Origin of the sequence: Methylobacter sp. S3L5C (assembly GCF_022788635.1) — a bacterium.
GTDB lineage: Bacteria > Pseudomonadota > Gammaproteobacteria > Methylococcales > Methylomonadaceae > Methylobacter_C.
Genome location: NZ_CP076024.1, coordinates 1,014,835 through 1,035,245 on the forward strand (window position 1 = coordinate 1,014,835; position 20,411 = coordinate 1,035,245).

The window sequence follows — 20,411 nt, forward strand, 5'->3', positions numbered from 1 at the left end:
TGGCGTCTCCTGTAAAATATTAATTTACTATTTACGCTGGAGTAGCTGCACTGGCAGTAAGGCCAATTGCTTCTGCGTATTTCAAATAAGTTTCAACAGAAGCAATAACAACGCGAGCTTCTATAGATAACAATTCGATACCGACCAGTGAAACTTTAACCCAAGCATCAATAACAATACCTTTGTCAAGAATACGGTCTACGACTTCAGCCAAACTGGAAGAGTCGGTTGATTTTTGTACTTTGGCCATGATGGCGTCTCCTGTAAAATGTTAATTTATTATTTACGCGGGAGTAGCTGCGCTGGCGGTAAGGCCAATTGCTTCTGCGTATTTCAAATAGGTTTCTACAGAAGCAATAACAACGCGGGCTTCTATAGATAACAATTCGATACCGACCAGTGAAACTTTAACCCAAGCATCAATAACAATACCTTTGTCAAGAATACGGTCTACGACTTCAGCCAAGCTGGAAGAGTCGGTTGATTTTTGTACTTTAGCCATGGTGTGAATCTCCTAAAAGTGTTACCACATTACAAATAAAGCTAGTTTTTATGCAATAAAAAATTGCATATTAAATAACAAAGCAAGCAGTGCGCCAAGCGATCTCAGTATCGATTTTTTAGACAGGATAGTTTTTATTTTCCTCATTTAAAATTTAATAACCCTATGAAAATAAATAGATTTGTTATTTATAACCACTCAAAGAATAATAGTAAATAAACTATTATTCCTGAAAAAATCCTGGGGTCACGCGACCAATCGTTGATTAATATTACCCTATCAGTAGGGCGTTAATTACCTATATAGGTAATTAACGCCCTACTGATAGGGTAATAACTTAACAGTGGTTCAATATAAGATACTGCCTTAAATGCGCAGAAACAGAAGATGAAGCATACTATGGGTGCCGAAACAAATATCTTCCCAAGCATTTCTTATTTCAAGATATTTTTATCAAAAATGGTTGTAAATAACCTATCACCCTACTCTTTAATTTAAATTTTTTTAAATTTCACAACTTTGTTTAAAGGACTTAAATTAATTTCATCAATCACCATCTGCGTCCGTGAGCCAAGCACATAAGATACTGCTGCAGCCACATCCTCCGGTAAAATAGCGTTACTTTCATGATCGCCCGGTTCAAAAGCCAGCTCTTCAAAAAATGCTGTTTTCACCATACCAGGATTAATCAAACAAACCCGCACATTACATTTACCACAATCTTCGCGTAACGCTTGGGTAAAGCCACGTACAGCAAACTTGCTGGCACAATAAACAGCGCCTTTTCGACTACCTTTTAACGCTGCTTCAGAACCAATAAAAATTAAATCACTGTTAGCTTTACGCTTTAAAGCTGGCAATAAAGCCTTTGTTAAAAAGACCTGACTGGTAAAATTTATAGTCATTAAAGCTTCAATTTGTGGATAAGAAAACTCTTCCACTGAACCAAACTGTCCGATCCCTGCCGAAAAAACCACGGCATCAATTTCCGGAAATCTTTGCTGTAATTGACGAATTTTTTGCGGTAACTCACTTAACTGACTTAAATCTATTTCCACGGAACTAAAGTGTTCCATTTGCCGGGTAAATTTCCGGCAATCGCGTGATACACCAATAACCGTGTGCCCCTGTTGCAATAAGTTTTGAGCAACGGCCCGACCTATCCCGGAACTGGCACCAGTCACCAGAACGGTTCGCTTTATAATGTGCATGGGAAAAACTTGATCTCGGGAATAAACGTTAGTAATTGTTTGGTGCAAAAATGCATCATTTCCTGTTCCAGCTCTTGTTTGTAGGAAATCATCCCCTGCTGATTTTCTAACGGACTGGCAAATAATTTTTCATCGGGATAAAGTTTATGCACTTTTTTAAAGTATTTCTCCGGCAACCTGAAAGCTCCAAGACTGACTGAATGCAACTGATCCAAATTAATGAGCGAAAATACCTGCTCAAATAATTGCTGGTACTGCTGCTGGTAACCGGTCTGATAAATCATCGGATCAAAACGCAAGCCTATTTGCCAACCATGTTGCTGTAATTTACTCAACGCATCAAGACGACGCTGCAATGAGGGTGCTTTAGCCTCAACTTTTGTCGCTATTTCATCGGGCGTCAAACTAAAAGCGACAATGCAGCGAGGAAATGGCTCACGATTTAACAGACTTCTAACTTGAGTGCTTTTCGTTCTCAGTTCCAGCCAGGCATTCGGGATTTTCTCAAAAAACGGCAAAAACTGTTCGGCAAATCGAGTTACCGGTTCCAAAGCCAGGCTATCACAATCATAGCCTGAGAAAAAATGCATTGCCTCAGTCGGCGTTTCGGCACACAGTTGTTTTATTTCATCCTGAAAATCTTCATAATTAACAAACAGCACGTAATTGGCTGATTGGTACATACCTTGTAAAAAACAGTACCGGCAATCGTATAAACAATTAAGCATGTGGGAAAAATAATAATTTTTACTTGCCCCAATGCCATAACCTGATGGTACGACCATCGCAAAATGTTTGTATTTTTCTGCCAATATTAATGCCGGCTTTTGTTTTTGTAGTCTAAAATCTTGTGCTTTAGGATTAAAAACTTCGCCATACCGACCACAGGTAATTCTTTTTGCTTGCGGAAAACGGGTAATAATCTCGACAACACGCGGATGTTGCAAAATCGCTTCTTCTATATAAATCGTTTCAATCATAAGCTCTGTTTATCGCCGATAAAAAAGTACCGTAGGAGTGCATTTTATAGGAAAAGTATTGTGATTGTTTACGCTGCCCTCATATAGGTTAAAATACTTTTAACCTCACCCACAGATAACGAACATGAATATACAAAAAATTGGTTTTATCGGCGGCGGCAATATGGCGTCTAGTCTGCTTAGCGGCTTGATTGCCAGCGGCCATTCTCCACAGCACCTTTGGGTATCTGATATTAATCCGGACACACTGAAAACGCTGGCAAAAAATCTTAATGTTAATTCGTCGGCAAGCAATGATGAGCTGATTAATGCCGTTGACGTCGTAGTACTGGCGGTTAAGCCGCAGGCACTCAGTTCGGTAGCCAAAAGTTTAGCCACTTTAATTCAGAAAAAAAAATCGCTGGTCGTTTCTATTGCCGCAGGTATTAGCCAACACAGCCTTAGTCAATGGTTAGGTGCTGATACCGCAATTGTTCGCTGTATGCCCAACACACCTGCATTGGTTCTAACAGGTGCTACGGCACTCCATGCCAATGCCCAAGTAAATGTTGAACAACATGATTTGGCAGAAAATATCATGCGTTCTGTTGGTATTGCACTGTGGGTTAATGATGAAAATGAATTAGATGCCGTTACCGCCGTTTCCGGTAGTGGTCCTGCATATTATTTTCTGCTCATGGAAGCGATGGAAAAAGCCGCTTTAGAATTGGGTTTAAACGAAGTGACTGCACGTTTGCTGGTTCAACAAACCGCCTTGGGTGCAGCCAAAATAGCACTGGAATCATCAGAATCGCCTGAACAATTGCGCAAACGCGTCACTTCACCAGGCGGTACCACGCAACAAGCCATAGAAACGTTTGAGAAAGGCGGATTTACTGAACTGGTTTCAAAAGCATTACACGCCGCACGAGACCGCTCTATCGAAATGTCCAAACATTCGGAGAATAACTGATGGGTTCTAATTATATGAGCGATCCGATTATTTTTTTAATCGACACACTGTTTTCTCTTTATATTCTGGCGGTGTTGCTGCGTTTTTTATTGCAATGGTGCGGAGGTGATTTTTATAATCCTATCTCCCAATTCCTGGTCAAGATAACCCATCCACCCTTAAAAATCCTGCGTCGATTTGTACCATCTATCGGAAAAATAGATACATCAGCGCTAATTCTTGTACTTGTCTTACAAATGCTTGCTGATTTTTCCATATTGTTGCTGAAAGGCGTCACTATCAACATCGGTGCATTGACTATTTTATCCATTACTCAACTAATATCTTTACTGATTAATGTATTGGTATTCGCCGTCTTTGCCAGAGCACTACTTAGTTGGATAAATCAGGGGTCTTTTAATGCCGCCGCGTCAATTTTGGCTACATTGACAGAACCTTTACTTGATATGTGCCGCAAAGTTATTCCCAGCATGGGTGGCATAGACTTATCACCGTTAGCAGCGTTGTTACTGTTACAGCTGGCAAAAATGGTCATTTTGCCGCCACTACACGAATTAGCAAATTTAATTGGTTAAGCCTCAATTTTTAAGTTGCAAGGTAAACTTTCAACTACTTAATCAATAAAACACCAACCTAAATTCCGCACTTGAAGCCGTTGGTTTTTAGGTTTATGGTAACGCTTAAATTATCTGCCTAACTGGCCGTGTTACAAACCTGTAAAATCCAAAAACCGTGTCAGTAAAGCAAAAAAAATTTATATCGACTACCTTTATTCTATAATTTTGAACTTGATAAGCAATTATTGAAAACTATGCGAATACGTATTTTTCGAACTATTATTTTTTCGGCCTGTTTGATTTGCCTGCTGGGAAGCCAATCAATACTCGCAAAAAAAATGTACCGATGGGTAGATGAAAATGGCAATACTTATTTCTCCGACCAGGTGCCACCAGGACAAGCCAAACACAGCAGAGCCTCTCTGAGTAAAACCGGTAGGGTTCTTGAAATCACCGAAGAAGCAAAAACAACAGAACAACTGGAACAGGATAAGCGCCTGGACGAACTTAGAAAAGAACAGGGAAAGCTTATTGCCAATCAAAAAACCTATGATAAGGCATTATTAAGCACGTTCCGCTCCAAAGAAGATATGCTCCTTGCAATGCAAGTAAAAACAGAATCGCTTAACAAGCAAAAAAATATTATTGAAGGCAATTTAAAGCGCTTTACCGAACAACTTAAAAAACAACAAAAAGAAGCGGGTGAATTCGAGCGTAATGCACAACCTGTCCCAAAGAAACTACTTGATGAAATTGTATTAACCCAGCACCAAATTAACTATACACAAAGTGCACTACAAAGCCATGTTGAAAAACATAATCAAATCAAGAAAATTGATGAAGCGGATATTGCACGGTTTTTATTTCTGACCCAATCGACAAAAGACAAGCCCCCCAGAGCAAAAATACCCAGTATTAAAGAAGCCAACGAACTGGGCTTGTTTTATTGCGAAAATGATCATCAATGTAGAAAAGCTTGGGAGATTGGACGTATTTTTGTCAACTTCCACTCAACTACAGAAGCGGATGTTTATAACGAAGAACTGATCATGAATCGCCCGCCACCCACTGATGCAGATATTAGTTTGTCGTTATCCAAACTAGCCATCAATGAAGATGACTATCAACTTTTTCTCGACATCCGCTGCAGAGACTCATTGGCTGGCAAACAATTATGTGCCAGCCAGAAAGTCAAAGACATCCGCTCTTCATTTAGGGCTTATGTCAATGATGCTTTATCGCGTGATGCCCTTAGCAGTAAAGTGCCGACACCCTGATTGGTAAAAAGCTCAAGCAATACAGCATGTTCCACTCGTCCATCAATAATATGGACACTGGTTACGCCCCCATTTAGCGCATCAGTAGCGCAACGGGTTTTAGGAATCATGCCGCCCGATATGGTGCCATCATCAACCAAATCGTCAATGTCCTTGATTGATAAACCTGTAAGTAGATTTCCCTCCTTATCCAGGATACCGGCGGTATTGGTTAATAACATCAATTTTTCAGCTTTTAATACTTCAGCAATCTTGCCGGCAACCAGATCGGCATTAATATTGTAAGATCGGCCATCATCGCCAACACCGATGGGTGCAATAACAGGAATAAAATCACTACGTCCGAGCATATCAACAACCGCAGGATCTATGCTGGTCACCTCGCCGACATAACCCAAATCAATTATTTCGGAAACATTTGCTTCCGGTGCCGACTTTTTCAGATGAATTTTTTTGGCCCTGATAAAATCACCATCTTTACCGGTTAAACCCACGGCTTTACCACCATTCCTGTTGATCAAATTAACAATTTCCTTATTGACCAGGCCACCCAATACCATTTCAACCACATCCATAGTCTCGCTATCGGTGATGCGCATTCCATCAACAAAACCGGTTGTTTTTCCCAATCTCGCCAATAATTGGCCAATTTGAGGTCCGCCACCATGAACGACAATCGGATTCATACCAACCAGCTTCATCAAGACAATATCCCTGGCAAAACTTTGCTTAAGCGCTTCGTCAACCATCGCATTACCACCAAATTTAACCACGACGGTTTTGCCTTTAAAGCGCTGAATATAAGGTAGCGCCTCGATTAGCACATCAGCTATTTGGTGAGCGGTTCTTTTTTGCATCATTTTCTGGCTTTCCATTATTAAAAAGGGGCTACTAACGTATTGCAGGACTGTTTTGAAGTAATACACAATAATCTGACTATTGCCGGTTATTGAAAAACTGCTCTTTCTACCCAGAGTTTAATAAAAAATACCACTACTTATGATGGGTTCTTAACATCATTTATTATCAGTATTTTTTGGGTTCTTTGATATCGTCATCTGTATCCGTTACCAAACCTTTAAATTCATTTTTTTCACTGGCCTGCTCATCAAACTCCATAACAAGGCCACCATTGACTATAGCTTTATCGTTATTATGTACCTGAACCCGTTTAAATTTAACCAACGCAGTAATAATGACCCGGGTTTCAGTCAAGTTCACGGGATAACTACCCAGTGGCTTACGTGTCATCATATCTTCAAAGGCAGTTAGAACCATGCTTAAATCTTGGACTATTAACCCTGAAATCCGCAGATAGCCAATAAAAGAAGCCAGAATAACCAATAATAGGGCAATAAAGATAGCACTAACCATGAGTATAATTTCAGATAAAGCTACTCCGCCGGGATAATAGTAAAAAATATCCCAATTAGTGCCGGCAACCTTCTTTTGTAAACTTTCACTCTGCCAGGTATCGACTCGCTTTCCTGATGAACCTAACACCAGTTGCGCTTGCCTTAATTCTATATATCCGTCTTTGACTGCCGCTGCCTCTATGCTTTTATTAAAAAAGTCATAGTTCAAACTAGCCAAAATAACACCAACAACCTGATTATTGACCATAATTCTACGGGTCATCGCCAGATGCCGGTCTGCACCGGCATAACCCTGTATTCCAGGCGGCTGATTGTTAGTCAACGTTTCACGTACCATATCAAGATCAGCAAATCCCATACGGGGCGCAGTCTTTTCATCAAGCTGACTAACTCCGGGCAATAACAATCTGATTTTTAAGGCATCCGGAAAATACTTTTCAAGCTTTTCGGCTACCGTGATGATTAAAGCAGGGTCTGCACTGGTAACGGCAATCAAAACATCTGGATCCTGCGCCATTTTGTTCAGAGTTCTGTTCAGCAGATCTATCTGCTCGGATAGCGTTAATGCCACAGCATTGACAACCGTAGTCGCAGCGTCTCGCTCAACTTCAGTGACCCTTGAGCCAGACCACCAATAAATACCGCCACCAACAATCAAAATCATGAATATCGCGAATGTCGTTAGCAAAAAAAATACTCGCCTCATCAACCTACCCCATCAAAAAATCAGCTTAGGAACGCATATAAAATTAAGTTGAACAACTTGAAATACCGGCTTGGTTAGTCCCAATCCCTTAATTTGTAATCAGGAGAACCTTGCAAAAGATCAATTTGCTCAAGTGATGTTATACACGTTATTCAATGTCGACCAGTATGACCAAAACCACCCTCGCCTCTATCGGTCATCGTGGTAAAATCTGTAACCAGTTTAAAAGCGACTTGAACCACCGGCATAAACAGTAATTGTGCAATCCTTTCGCCTGGCTGAACAATATAATCATTAATGCCGTCATTGTGTAGAATTACGCCTATTTCACCAAGATAATCTGAATCGATAATACCCAAGCCTTGTCCTACACGAACCTGATTATTCAGACAAAGTCCGCTTCTACTTGCAACCACTGCAACTAATCCGGGATCCTGAATGTTGACAGATAAACCTGTTCCAATCAATTTACTCATGCCCCCGGCAATCACTATAGCTTCTTCAATGCAGGCAACCAGATCAACTCCTGCAGAGCCTTTAGTTTTATACGCAGGTATACCGTATTTTTCAAGTAAAGGGTTTACTATTTTAGTTTCGATTAGTCTTTTCATCTACTACAAGTCATTAAAAAAAGGGTTATTATAACCCACTCTTTACGGAACACTATTAAGGTTACAGTTATTTAAAACTCCATAATTTGGTAATTTCAACCTAGGTTCTGTTGACGTTTCACCTCAGCCATAAAAGCACCGAGGAAAATGATAGCATCCCCATGTAATTAATAGCTTTTTTCTCATATCGTGTAGCAATTCTGCGATAGTGCTTGAGCTTACCGAACATACATTCAATGGCATGCCGCTCCTTATAATGCCAATAATCGCACTCAATATCTTCTTTTCGGTTCGATTTAGGTGGGATAACCGCTTTTATTTCACGACTGGCTAACCACTCCCGCAACTCGTTCGTGTCGTAGGCTTTGTCTGCTAAAACGGCTGAAGCATTAACATTTTCCAATAAAGATATGGCTTGCTTGCATTCAGCCTCCTGCCCGCCTGTCAGGATAAATTTGATGGGCATGCCCAAGCCATCACAAAGCGCGTGAATCTTACAACCAAATCCACCTTTGGAGCGCCCAAGTGCTTCATTCTCAGCAGAACTATATGCCGCTCCAGCTGCGCAGGCATGTGCTCTAATAACTGAACCATCCATGGAAACATCTTGTAAATCAGCGTCTTCAGCAAGATGACAGAGAATTTCACCCCATATGCCATTGATACACCAACGTGAAAAACGCTTGAAGATGCTATTCCATTTACCATACGTTGACGGTAATACACGCCACTGTGCTCCCGTACGTAATATCCACAAAATGGCATTAACAAACTGCCTGCAAATATCGGGTAAACCGATATGAACTCCAGGCAATTTTTTTAAGCTTGCCAAAATACGAGTCCACTCTTCATCACTTAATGTTATCCGCTTCATTTCATTCAAAACGACTTATTCTACCGGATTGGTGAAACGTCAACAGAACCTAGCTATTTATAGAAAAAAACTGCTTAAAAACCATTACAAAAAATAGTAAATCCTGTCCGGTTATTTTAGTCAAGCAATCTGCCAAAAACTATAATAAGATAGCGCCAGTATTTACCATAAAAGAGCCACTACCATGCGTCGTTTTATTCTATTGAGTTTCCTTGCTTTTCCGGCATTTGCCATTGATGAAAAACCTCCGACTCTTGAAGCCGTCCCAGAAACTCCAGAACTACCTCTACCGGTACAAAGTGGAGAGACACTGGAACCTGACATTACCATTATTCGTAAAGGTAAAAAAACCATACAAGAATACCGCAGAGGCGGGAGACTTTACATGATTAAAGTAGTACCGGATATTGGCCCTCCATATTATTTTATCGATAATGATGGTGATGGCAAAATGGATGTTCGAACTAATGATCTGGATAACGACAGTAACATTAATATGTGGAAAATCTTTGAATGGAATTAATCTGATTCAGTGTCCGTTTATACACCAATAACCCATTCACAACTTGAACAATTCTTTAGTAACTTCGCTCTCGGTGAAGTCATCAGTTTTGAGGGCATACAAGATGGCATTAACAATACCAATTATTTCGTAGAAACCACCAAGGGCTATTTTGTTTTAACCTTGTTTGAAACACTAACAGCCAATGAGTTAACGCATTTTATGCGACTACTATCCCATCTTGTCAAACACAATATCCCCTGTCCGGAACATCAGTCAGACCGACAAGGCAAGGTATTGCATGAACTTAATAATAAGCCGTCAGCAGTATTCAAGCGATTATCCGGCATAGCAACCCTGTCACCATCAATCGAACAATGTCAGCAAATTGGCAGGCATTTGGCCAATGTACATCAGTGCACACAAGACTATATTTTCCCGGTAAAAAATAACAACGATCCGGGCTGGTGTAAAACACTATTGCACAGAATCAACGCCCGGTTATCGACTACAGACCTTGCCTTGATTAAAGACGAACTGCTTTTTCAAGCCGCAAACAGTTCGGCAGATCTCCCTCAGGGCTTTATACATGCTGATTTATTCAGGGATAACGTCCTGTTCGTTAATAACCAACTCAGCGGCATACTGGATTTTTATAGTGGCTACACGGGAACACGATTATTTGATATTGCAATAACGGCTAATGACTGGTGCTGTGAAAACGGAAAGATTAATCCCGATAAACTAACCACATTACTCTCTGCCTATGAAAGCCTGAAACCGCTGGAACCACTGGAAAAACAACATTGGCAAACCATGCTCAGAGCCGCCGCCTTACGTTTCTGGCTATCCCGATTGGAGCACCAAATTTATCCTCGCTCCGGTGACCTAATCCAGCAAAAAGACCCGCTGTTTTTTCGACAACTACTACAGCAGCATAGACAACAAATCTGTTGATAACCTGCGTCCACTCAAAATAATCAGTGTATTTCAGACAACAACATTGCCGTCATACTCTCGGCTTGTCGCAAATAACTGCCACCAAATAAATTCAGGTGGTTTAAAATATGATACAAATTGTAGAATTTTTTTCTAACGGCATAACCATCGTCTAACGGCCAAACAGCCTGATAAGCCGCATAAAAATCCCTACTAAAACCACCAAACAATTCCGTCATTGCCAGATCAGCTTCCCGATCCCCATAATAACAGGCAGGATCAAAAATAACCGGAATTCCCAACTTATCAACAGCCGTATTACCTGCCCATAAATCGCCATGCAATAACGAAGGTTGTGGCTGGTAATGTTCAAAAAATGCCGCGCTATTGCAACAAAGACGCTCACCATTGGCTTGCAGTCTGCCGCCATAACCGTTATTTTTCGCGAGTTTTAATTGCAATCCCAAACGCTGTTCACACCAAAAAGCCGGCCAATCACGGCTTTGACTGTTAATTTGTAAGGTACTGCCAATGGTATTATTCCGATGCCAGCCAAAATACGGCTGCTGTTGCTGATGCATAAGCGCGAGTTGCTGTCCCAATAAACGCTCAGCGCCTTTACCGGGACAGCCAAATTCAAGATATTCCAGCACCAAAAATGAATGCTCGCCGGTTTTACCGCAAACAACCGGCGTAGGGACACGAACTGATTGAGTTTTTGCCAGCTCCTGTAATCCTGTAAATTCGGCTTCAAACATGGCCAATAAATCAGCATCATTCAACTTAATAAAATACGAGCTATCTGCACCTTGCAGTCGAAAAGCAGAATTTATGTCGCCGCCAGAAAGCCTGTGAGCAGAGACAACGTTAAATGGCTGCCTGCTCACTGATTCAATCTGTTGTGATACAGCTTGCCAATGCATCGATAAAAAATCCATAACCGTTAAAGCGATTTCCTGCGAATAATATACCCGGCTTGCCCGTTTTCTTAATTCTTGGGTATCACCAAAGTTGACTAATTCGCGAGATTTTTTTTATAAATAATAGATGACAGAACCGACAACCCAATCATAATGGCACCAATCAGCCCCGTAATTACTTCAGGAATATGATAAGTCATGCTGATTAACATGATGGCAGCCAGTGAACCAATTGCATAATGAGCACCATGCTCCAAAAATACATATTCATCCAGAGTACCTTTACGCACCAAATACACTGTCAAACTTCTGACAAACATTGCGCCTATCGCCAAACCCAACATAATAATAACGACATCTTGGGTAATCGCAAATGCACCGATAACGCCATCAAATGAAAATGAGGCATCCAATACTTCAAGATACAGAAAACTCATTACACTGCCTTTTTTAATGACTTCCGAAACTTCTTCGCCTTCTTCTTCATCTTCAAATAAAGTCGCCAAACTATCGACGATAACATATAAAATGACGCCGGAAATACCGGCAACCAAGGCATCCAGGCGAATCGCATCGGGCAACCAGTTTGGGGTAATTAACAGCACGCCTAATGCCAGAATGATTTCAATCGATTCAAGCTTGCCAAATGATGCCATTTTTTTTTCTATATACCCCAGCCAATGCAATTCCCTGTTTTCATCAAAAATAAACGAGAAAAAAACCATTAACAAAAACATCCCGCCAAATGCGGCAATTTGTACATGCGAGTCATTCAAATGCTGCGCATAAGTGACAGGATCGTGCAGCGCCATATCGGCAACACCTAAAAAACCAAGCCCTGTCGCAACGGCAACAATTAAAATGGGAAACAATAAGCGCATGCCAAACACGGCAATTAAAATTCCCCAGGTTAAAAAGTACTGTTGCCAACGCTCATCCATGCGCTTTAATATCGAAGCGTTCACAACAGCGTTATCAAATGATAAACTCACCTCAAGAACTCCCAGAATAAGAGCGATTAACGCGCCCATTATTCCACCCCAATAAACAGCTACAGCCAAGCAAATGGCCGTAACGATAAAAGAAAGACGAAAATACTGCATAAAATACCTTTTGGTTAGTGTTTTTGTTCTGCAACTATAAGACTATTTAACTGAAAATCAACCTAATGAATGATAACGACGCTTTTATTTACGCCACCCTGCAATTGATTGATGCCGGACGCTTTATTGACAGTAAAGGCTGGGTTCCGGCAACCAGCGGTAATTTTTCCGCGCGATTGCCTGACGGGACTATTGCCATTACCGTTTCAGGCAAACATAAAGGCCAGTTAAAACCTGAAGATATTATGCAAATTGATGCCGAGGCCAATTCTTTGGACGGAAAAAAACCGTCGGCAGAAACGGTACTACACACCACCTTATATAAACGTTTTCCAGATATTCAGTCTATATTGCATCCGCATTCTCTTAATGCTACCTTGATTTCAAGAATTTTTACATCTGAAATCGTCCTGGAAGATTATGAGCTGTTAAAAGCGCTTCGTGGTATCACCACACATGAATCCCGATTTGTAGTGCCGATTTTCCCCAACGACCAAAACATCCCTCGCCTGGCAGAGCTTGTAGAGTATTACCTGGATAGCCACGGAGACTGTCAGGCCTATATCATTGCCGGACATGGGCTTTATACTTGGGGCAACTCGGTACAAGAAACGCTACGCCATCTTGAGGCACTGGACTTTTTATTTGATTGTGAACTACGACTGCATGGAGTCAAAAACTGATGAGCGCATTAACTATTTATCCTGATAACCAGCCCCAATACGGTGAACAATACACCGACTTTAGCTCTATCCAAAAACAACTTGGCAATATAGGTGTGCAATTTGAACGCTGGGAAGCCAAGTATACACTGACTGACACTGCCGATCAGAAGTCCGTACTTGAAGCTTACGCTGACTCAATAGACAAATTAAAGCATCAGTGCAGCTTCCAATCGGTAGATGTAATGAAACTAACGCCAGATCACCCGGAAAAAACTGCCTTTCGAGAAAAATTTCTGGCTGAACACATCCATGATGACTTTGAAGTGCGTTTTTTTGTCGAAGGCCGTGGACTATTTTATTTACACAGCGAAGATAAAGTCTATGCCGTATTGTGCGAACAAGGTGATTTAATTAGCGTACCTGCCAATACTACACACTGGTTTGATATGGGTGAAAACCCTAAATTTACCTGTATACGCCTGTTCACCACAGCCGATGGTTGGGTAGCCAATTTTACCGGTAGCGAAATCGCCAAAACATTTCCGACATTTGATGAATACGTTGCCGAACTCTTATGATTAAAGCCATCGTCACCGATATTGAAGGCACAACCTCATCATTGGCTTTTGTCAAAGAAGTATTGTTTCCTTATGCACGGACAAATCTGGCGGATTATGTCCACCGTCATGCACAAGAGCCAAAAGTTAAAGCATTACTCGCAGACTCTTGCCGGGAAGCAGGTACAGAACTTGATACCGGGCAGATAATTACACTGCTTATACAATGGCTCGATGAAGATAAAAAAGTGACGCCATTAAAGTCATTACAAGGTTTGATCTGGGAAGCAGGTTATCAAAAAGGTGATTTCAAAGGCCATATTTATCAGGATGCCGCAGCTTGCCTCAAGATATGGAAAGCCAAGAAACTGGACTTATACATCTATTCATCAGGCTCCGTGCAGGCGCAAAAACTATTATTTGCCCATACTGAATATGGCGATTTAACCCCCTTATTTTCGGGTTACTTTGATACTCATATCGGTGGCAAAAAAGAAGCAAAATCCTATGAAAACATAGCCCGACAGATAGGTTTTCCTGCAAATCAGCTATTGTTTTTATCGGATATTAAAGAAGAACTTGATGCCGCCAAAACCGCCGGCTTTAAAACTTTGTGGTTAACCAGGGATAGCACTCCCGATCCACAAGCCGAACACCGGCAGATAAGCAGTTTTGATCGCGTAGTTTTGAATGCTGAAACATCCAAATAAGTGATTAAAGAACTTAAAAGCATCTGCGGATAGTTGGCGCGTACGGCACACGCTAAGTATTCCTCTTTGTGCTGTAACTGGAATCGCTATCGCCTTTACCCATAATTCCGCTGAGTCTGACTGTAATACTGACGGTAATTAATCCTTATCAATGTCATAATTTATTTTTACCCGTTGCGAGGTGCCTGCCTGGGTTTCAATATTTATGGCCTTGGTAATTTTATATTTTGATACCATGCCACCCTGTTTGTTAAATAAACCTACCTTGGCACCCACGTAAAAATCCGGGGTCAGATATTGACCAACAGCAACCAGGGTATCCTGTAGCGTCTTACCTTCTTGAACTTCAAACTCATCTATCCCCAGCTTATCGGTAATCCAGGCAGCCTTCCCGCCACCGTAGGATATTGCCGCAGCAGCCAGCATATTTCCTTCTGACTGGCTTACCTGATTTAATGGCCCACCGGTAACCAAATAAGCCAGTGCTTCCGATTCCGGTAATGCTGGCTCTGAAGATATTCGGGTTTGCGGCGCTTTTAGAGAACCCGTCAATTCAAGAATGGCAGTAAACCTTTTACTTTTTGAAATGCGAATAGCCTCTACATCCAGCCAGGGATTATCAACAGGGCCGTTAAATATAAAGCGGCCCTTGCGTACGGTAAGATCCTGCCCATAACTTTTGTAACGGGCTTTAACCATATCAACATTACCGCGCATGGCCATTTTCTCGCCAGCCGTTACAATATTTAAATTACCGGTCAGGTTAGTTTCCAGTCCTTGCCCGGAAAAACTGACTTGCTTGCCAAGATCAACAGCTATATTCGTATCAATACGGATAGCGACAGGTACATTTTCCTCAACTATTTTTTGCCCGAGTATAATTTCATCCGGACTGACTTTTACGGCATTTTCAGGAATATCCTCCAGCAACATGACCGCTTTTTGTACTTTTAATTTACCGCTAACCATCCCTTGTGCATCAGCAAATACCAGCTTTAAATCCGGCGAAACAGCTATTTGCGCTTCAGGCAACTTGGCAATCTCAAATTTCTCACCTTTTAGCATTAATTCAACAAGCCCGCCTGCTTGCGCCTGCAAACTTGCAAAACCATCAAGATTGATTAACCCTTCACCCGACTTTGCCGCACCGGTTATCTGAATGCGGTCACTACTGTCGCCCGATGCCAATACCTGAAATTTAACGTCACGAAGGCTGATACCTAAATCACCAACATCGGCACCACCCTCTGTAAAGCTTATTGCACCACTAGCTCCCGGTTTGTTCAAAGTACCTTGTAAAGCCACATCTGCATTCAGTTGTCCTTTAATATTCGATAACTGGAGTACAAAAGGATTTAGTAATGCAAACTCATGCATTGATGCGGCTATGTGACCGGACAGGGCCTGCGTTTTACCGGTATCGATTTGCACTTGGGCTCGTAAATAATCCTGACCGACCAGCTTCATATCCATATCTGCCGATACCTTATCACCATTAATGGTGCCTGAAAGAGAAGATGCTCCCAAGGGAATTTTTGTTACCGCGCCACGCGGGCCTGATAAAATCGTCATCGGCGGACTATCAATTCGATAATTTCCGGAAAGCAGTCCTGCTTGCTGCTGCAGATCTGCATTGATATTAACCAGACCGTTTAGCTGCACTTGTTCAGATGAATCAGCCGACTTTAGTAGCGCAGGTAACACAGAACCGTTAATTTGAATACGATTGACTTGTCCGCCTGAGGCAATAGCATGAAGATTAAAATCACGAAGGCCAAACTCCTGCCCGGTAATATCAACAGATCCATTAGTAAGGTCTATCTGACCCGATATAAGCGGTTTTTTTACAGAGCCTTTCACGCTTAAGTCTGCGGTTAATAAGCCTTTAGTCCCGGACAATTGTGGAACAAATGCTTCCAACAGGGCAAACTCACGTAGTGATGCTGATATCTGACCACTAACAAACTGACTTTTACCGGTATCCACCTGTAACTGACTACGCACATAATCCTGGCCTGCCAACGCCAGATCAATATCTGCGGAAACAATATCATTGTTAAGTTTCCCTGACAGCCTCGATACATTCAATGCGACTTCTTTACCTTGTAATAAAAACCGGCTCGGTGACAGTTCAAGTTGATAATCACCCGTCAACAAACCCTTTTGTTTTTGTATTTCCGTATTGGCATTAAGTGTCCCATTTAGCTGTATTTGCTCAGGTAAATAAGCCTTAATTAACGTAGAAGGTAATGCCATCGCTTTAAGCGCAAAATTAAGATCACCGTTACCAAGATAACTTCCATGCGTACAAAGTGAGGCAGTTTTTTGAATCAGACAGGCTTCATCAACAACCACATCAAGCCCTGAAGAACTTTGAGTCAGATTAACAACCAGATTTTTTTTCAGTCGCCAAAAACCTAAATCCCGGGAATCTAAATCCAGATTGGAAACGTCACCATGCCAGTTACCCGCGTTGAGACTCCCGGTTAATACTGTCGATAATTTCCCCTCGACGGAATTGATATCCGCTTTAAAACTGTGCTGTAGTTGTGTACCCAAACCATCAAGCCGGATTGAGTCAACTTGCACGGCACCACTTTTTACCGCGCTTGCTGACAACTGTATTTTCGAGGTTTTTTGCGGCTCTTGAGAATAATCAATATTGATGGCTAACTGCCGGGCGCTGTGTTCAGCGAAACGCAAGCGCTTGCCCTGAGCCTGAAATTTTACAGTCGGATTACTCCATACCCCCTGCAATTGCCCTTCACCTTTCAGACTACCGCTCAAAGTTGGCCACAACGCCTGTAAATCCGGAGTATCAATAGACAGTTCAAGCTTAGCCTGCTCTTGTCCCATGGTGCCATTGACAGCAATTTTATTGGTACCGGAATTAATGTGCAATCCATCAACTTTCAGCACATCACCGTTTATAACCAAGTTACCGTTTGCACTAACGGGTTTGCCACGTAATTGCCCCGACAGCTTGTTTATAGTGGCGTCAATTTGTAACGCCTTGGCATCCAATTGACCTTTAACATGACTATTGAAAGTCAGGTTTCCGGGCAATTCGGGAAGTAATATTGCCGGATTAAAATCCTGTCCCGTTGCAAGTAAATCAAAAAAGGGCGAATCCTGCCAGGAAACATCCCCACTGATTTGAAATAATCCGGTCTTTGATTGTAGTGCCAATTTTTCAATGGCAAGAGCAGTCTGGCTACCTTTACCCTTAAATGACACACTGGCCTCAGGTAAATACTGCTGGGTTAATTGCCCATTTAAGATCACCTGGTAATCGCCAAGCAAACCCGCCAGCTCCACACTACCCTGTTCACTTTTTATCTGGGGTACTGGACTGGTAATTGGCCAGACGACTTTACTCCAATCCGCACGCGCAGTTATTCGTGGCCTGGTTTGTAAATCATCCAAATGACCTTTTAAAGCCACTTTAAAGGGCGAGGATAAGCGGTTATCGAACAAAAGCTTGTTAATGTCACCAGTAATTGTTGTTGAACCTTGCCATAAGCCGTTTTGTTCGGCTTTAACCTGCCAATCAGACGTTACGCTAAAAGGAAAGCCTTTACCTAACGTCATCTGCCCTTTTACTGTTGCCGCAATAGCTTGTGCATTAACAGTCAGTGCAGTGATTTTAAGCTGATCACCTTCAGTCGCCAGCGCTAGCTGTAGTTTTTCAAGTTTTTGCACAGCATCATTTTGATGAAACTGCATATCCGTGAGCAGAAAATTATCGATAACAATCTGTAGCGGTATCAACCATTTGGCATTCAAATCAAAAGTACTTTTTTCTTGCGGCTCTTTTGTTTCGGTAACACTGACATTTACATCTGTGACTACTACGTCAATAATTTTTAAAATACCCGAAAAAAGTTGCTCAGGTTGCCAGGCAAAAACAAAGTTATCAATGGCTATTGTTTCCGTAGCACTCTGATAATGAAAACCTTTCAACGACACGCGATCCAGAAACCGGCCTTCTATTGTTATAACCGAAACTTGTGCAGGAAAAACCAGAAAAACCCTGCGTAACAGCCAGTCAGTGCCGGTTTCACTACTCATCAAACCCAATAAGCCAACAGGAACAACCAGTACTATCCAAATAATCATCAAAAGAGCCAGGCGCTTTTTCATATTCTTGCACCTGCCGCAAAATGGATCTGAAAGGAAGAATTCGATTCATTCATGGGCATGGCAAAATCAACCCGAACCGGGCCAAAGGGCGAATACCAGCGTACACCCAAGCCTACACCGGTTTTTAACACGATATTGCCCAGATTAAAGGCATCACCACTATCAACAAAAGCAGAAACTCCCCAGTCATCAAAAACAGCCTTTTCATATTCAAGGCTGAGTACCGTTAAAAACTTACCACCCATGACATAACCCTGACTATCCTTTGGCCCCAGTTCTTTATAACCATATCCGCGAATACTGTTAATACCACCGGCATAAAACCGATAGGTTGGTGGTAATTTATCAAACTGATCAACCAATGTTGCACCCAGTTCTGTTCGTCCAATAAACGTACTTCGCCAAGGTAACGGGTACATCCATACTGCAGACAAATCGCCTTGAAAAAAGCTGACCTCGGACAACGGATTTTTATAACTGCCACTAACATCAAACTTTGCCCGATAGCCTTTATTTGGACGTAGCAAGTTATTCGAGACCGACTTAAGCCAACTGCCGCCTGGGACCAATAATAGTGTCTGGGTTGCTGTTGTCCCTATTGTAAAATCTTCATAATCAAGATCGAGAAAAAGCGTCTGCTTCCAGCCACTGTCCAGAGCATGTTTTAAACGCCCCGAGATTATCACTGAAGCCATCTTGAAACTGGAAGTATCTTCACGTTTGAGTCCGCCGCCAAAGCTAAAGAAATCGCTAACCGGATTATTTAAAGGGACATTGTATTCTACGCTGGCAGTCGATAATACCGGTGAAAGATCAAACTCTGAGGTAAGAAAATGGCCTTTACGATTCAAGCGTCGATTAATATACGATGCACTCAACAACGGACCGATATCGGTATCAAAACCGACTCCAAATGAATAATGATGCTTCTTCTTGGGCTGTAGATTAATCGTAACCGGCACTTGCCCATCAACAGTGTCAGTATCTGGATCTATGTCTACCATCTCAAAATAACCGGTTTTCGACAGATTGTTATGCGTTTTAGCCAATTGTTCGCTGGTGTAAAATTCTCCACTTTTTATCGAAATGTATTTTTCTACAAACTCAGGATTCAAAATATCCTGCTTAATGACAATCTTGCCAAAAACCATGCGTTTTCCGGCGTCAAATACTAACTTGATTTGCGCTTTATTAAGCTGTTTATCAATGATCAATTTTTTTTCTGTAAACGTCCCTTTCAAATAGCCTTTTTCCAGGGCCAATGCTTCAATTCGACTTTTCATCTTTTCGTATTGGCTATGATCAAGAGGACTACCTGTTACTTTAACAAGTTTATCTCGCAACTTTTGAAACTCAGGGGCGTCATGGGCAGTGCCATTAATAGCGATATCAACATCAGCGATATAAACCTGTGGACCTGGATCTATAGTAAAATCAGCGGTCCAGCACGCCTCACCAAAAGCCAATGATTTTTTAACTACCGCATGGTAATAACCTAATGCTCGTAACCCTTTATCAATTTCTTGATCGGCTTTGACATATAAGCGACGTATTTTCCATTCCGGTGCCTCACACTTTTCCTTTTCCATGGACAACATAAGGCGAACATTATCGTTAACGTTACCTTTAAGCCCTGAAATATTTACTTCTGCAAAAATAGCAGGTGCGATAAAACTCAACACCATTAATAAAAATGCTATCCTCATTGATCTCGAAATTTTCCACATTAATAGTGTATGACATGTTGTTTTTTATATTACCAACGCCAACTATACCCTTCTTTTTGATCAGCAGGGAAAGGTAAATAGAGGATTTTCCTGCAAGTG

At 41.6% G+C, this 20,411-nt stretch carries 20 protein-coding genes; 8 read left to right on the top strand and 12 right to left on the bottom strand.

Annotated features, from left to right (window positions below; genetic code table 11):
- Positions 1-31: 31 nt before the first annotated feature.
- The 4 genes from gvpA (KKZ03_RS04780) to KKZ03_RS04795 form a co-directional block, all read right to left on the bottom strand.
- Positions 32-250 carry a gas vesicle structural protein GvpA gene (gvpA, locus tag KKZ03_RS04780; RefSeq protein ID WP_021013972.1) on the bottom strand — a complete coding sequence of 73 codons (219 nt, stop codon included), beginning with the start codon at positions 248-250 and terminating at the stop codon, positions 32-34.
- A gap of 33 nt (positions 251-283) precedes the next feature.
- The gene (gvpA, locus tag KKZ03_RS04785) at positions 284-502 is read right to left on the bottom strand and encodes a gas vesicle structural protein GvpA (RefSeq protein ID WP_021013972.1); all 219 of its coding nucleotides are present in this window, start codon (positions 500-502) and stop codon (positions 284-286) included.
- A 494-nt stretch (positions 503-996) separates the two neighbouring features.
- Complete coding sequence (locus tag KKZ03_RS04790) at positions 997-1,713, bottom strand: SDR family oxidoreductase (protein WP_243220406.1); 717 nt, start codon at positions 1,711-1,713, stop codon at positions 997-999.
- Positions 1,701-2,693: a spore photoproduct lyase family protein gene (locus KKZ03_RS04795; protein WP_243220407.1), complete on the bottom strand. Its 993-nt coding sequence runs from the start codon at positions 2,691-2,693 to the stop codon at positions 1,701-1,703. Before KKZ03_RS04795 ends, KKZ03_RS04790 begins: the two co-directional genes overlap by 13 nt.
- A gap of 124 nt (positions 2,694-2,817) precedes the next feature.
- Between KKZ03_RS04795 and proC the strand changes: the two genes are divergently transcribed.
- The 3 genes from proC (at position 2,818) to KKZ03_RS04810 (ending at position 5,479) form a co-directional block, all read left to right on the top strand.
- Entirely contained in the window at positions 2,818-3,645 is an 828-nt protein-coding gene (gene proC, locus KKZ03_RS04800; protein WP_243220408.1) for a pyrroline-5-carboxylate reductase, read from the top strand.
- Positions 3,645-4,220, top strand: coding sequence for a YggT family protein (locus KKZ03_RS04805; RefSeq protein WP_243220409.1), 576 nt, complete (start codon positions 3,645-3,647; stop codon positions 4,218-4,220). Before proC ends, KKZ03_RS04805 begins: the two co-directional genes overlap by 1 nt.
- A gap of 236 nt (positions 4,221-4,456) precedes the next feature.
- Positions 4,457-5,479, top strand: coding sequence for a DUF4124 domain-containing protein (locus KKZ03_RS04810; RefSeq protein WP_243220410.1), 1,023 nt, complete (start codon positions 4,457-4,459; stop codon positions 5,477-5,479).
- On the opposite strand, the gene argB is transcribed toward KKZ03_RS04810, so the two are convergent.
- The 4 genes from argB to KKZ03_RS04830 all read right to left on the bottom strand — a co-directional run bounded on the left by argB (position 5,422) and on the right by KKZ03_RS04830 (position 9,046).
- Entirely contained in the window at positions 5,422-6,336 is a 915-nt protein-coding gene (gene argB / locus KKZ03_RS04815) for an acetylglutamate kinase (protein WP_371744885.1), read from the bottom strand. The genes KKZ03_RS04810 and argB overlap by 58 nt on opposite strands.
- A 169-nt stretch (positions 6,337-6,505) precedes the next feature.
- Positions 6,506-7,561: a hypothetical protein gene (locus KKZ03_RS04820; RefSeq protein ID WP_243220412.1), complete on the bottom strand. Its 1,056-nt coding sequence runs from the start codon at positions 7,559-7,561 to the stop codon at positions 6,506-6,508.
- 152 nt (positions 7,562-7,713) lie between these two features.
- Positions 7,714-8,172 (bottom strand): dUTP diphosphatase, encoded by a 459-nt coding sequence (gene dut, locus KKZ03_RS04825; RefSeq protein ID WP_243220413.1) that lies wholly within the window; start codon positions 8,170-8,172, stop codon positions 7,714-7,716.
- A 118-nt stretch (positions 8,173-8,290) separates the two neighbouring features.
- The gene (locus KKZ03_RS04830) at positions 8,291-9,046 is read right to left on the bottom strand and encodes an IS5 family transposase (RefSeq protein WP_243217187.1); all 756 of its coding nucleotides are present in this window, start codon (positions 9,044-9,046) and stop codon (positions 8,291-8,293) included.
- A gap of 184 nt (positions 9,047-9,230) precedes the next feature.
- Here KKZ03_RS04830 and KKZ03_RS04835 point away from each other — a divergent pair, with 184 nt between their 5' ends.
- Complete coding sequence (locus KKZ03_RS04835) at positions 9,231-9,569, top strand: DUF2782 domain-containing protein (RefSeq protein WP_243220414.1); 339 nt, start codon at positions 9,231-9,233, stop codon at positions 9,567-9,569.
- Positions 9,570-9,578: 9 nt separating this feature from the next.
- A complete protein-coding gene (locus tag KKZ03_RS04840) occupies positions 9,579-10,505 on the top strand; it encodes a homoserine kinase (RefSeq protein ID WP_243220415.1) in 927 nt (308 codons plus the stop codon).
- A gap of 23 nt (positions 10,506-10,528) precedes the next feature.
- Here KKZ03_RS04840 and KKZ03_RS04845 read toward each other — a convergent pair whose 3' ends face one another.
- A complete protein-coding gene (locus KKZ03_RS04845; protein ID WP_243220416.1) occupies positions 10,529-11,425 on the bottom strand; it encodes a fructosamine kinase family protein in 897 nt (298 codons plus the stop codon).
- Between the two features lie 77 nt (positions 11,426-11,502).
- Positions 11,503-12,510, bottom strand: coding sequence for a DUF475 domain-containing protein (locus KKZ03_RS04850; RefSeq protein WP_243220417.1), 1,008 nt, complete (start codon positions 12,508-12,510; stop codon positions 11,503-11,505).
- A 65-nt stretch (positions 12,511-12,575) separates the two neighbouring features.
- On the opposite strand from KKZ03_RS04850, the gene KKZ03_RS04855 reads away from it, so the two are divergent.
- The 3 genes from KKZ03_RS04855 to mtnC are packed head-to-tail and all read left to right on the top strand — an operon-like array spanning position 12,576 to position 14,442.
- Positions 12,576-13,193 (top strand): methylthioribulose 1-phosphate dehydratase, encoded by a 618-nt coding sequence (locus tag KKZ03_RS04855; protein WP_243220418.1) that lies wholly within the window; start codon positions 12,576-12,578, stop codon positions 13,191-13,193.
- Positions 13,193-13,753, top strand: coding sequence for an acireductone dioxygenase (locus KKZ03_RS04860; protein ID WP_243220419.1), 561 nt, complete (start codon positions 13,193-13,195; stop codon positions 13,751-13,753). Before KKZ03_RS04855 ends, KKZ03_RS04860 begins: the two co-directional genes overlap by 1 nt.
- The gene (gene mtnC / locus KKZ03_RS04865; protein WP_243220420.1) at positions 13,750-14,442 is read left to right on the top strand and encodes an acireductone synthase; all 693 of its coding nucleotides are present in this window, start codon (positions 13,750-13,752) and stop codon (positions 14,440-14,442) included. The genes KKZ03_RS04860 and mtnC overlap by 4 nt, the downstream gene beginning before the upstream one ends.
- A 138-nt stretch (positions 14,443-14,580) precedes the next feature.
- On the opposite strand, the gene KKZ03_RS04870 is transcribed toward mtnC, so the two are convergent.
- A complete protein-coding gene (locus KKZ03_RS04870) occupies positions 14,581-18,585 on the bottom strand; it encodes a translocation/assembly module TamB domain-containing protein (protein WP_243220421.1) in 4,005 nt (1,334 codons plus the stop codon).
- A complete protein-coding gene (locus tag KKZ03_RS04875; protein WP_243220422.1) occupies positions 18,582-20,291 on the bottom strand; it encodes an autotransporter assembly complex family protein in 1,710 nt (569 codons plus the stop codon). The genes KKZ03_RS04870 and KKZ03_RS04875 overlap by 4 nt, the downstream gene beginning before the upstream one ends.
- Positions 20,292-20,411 lie beyond the last annotated feature (120 nt).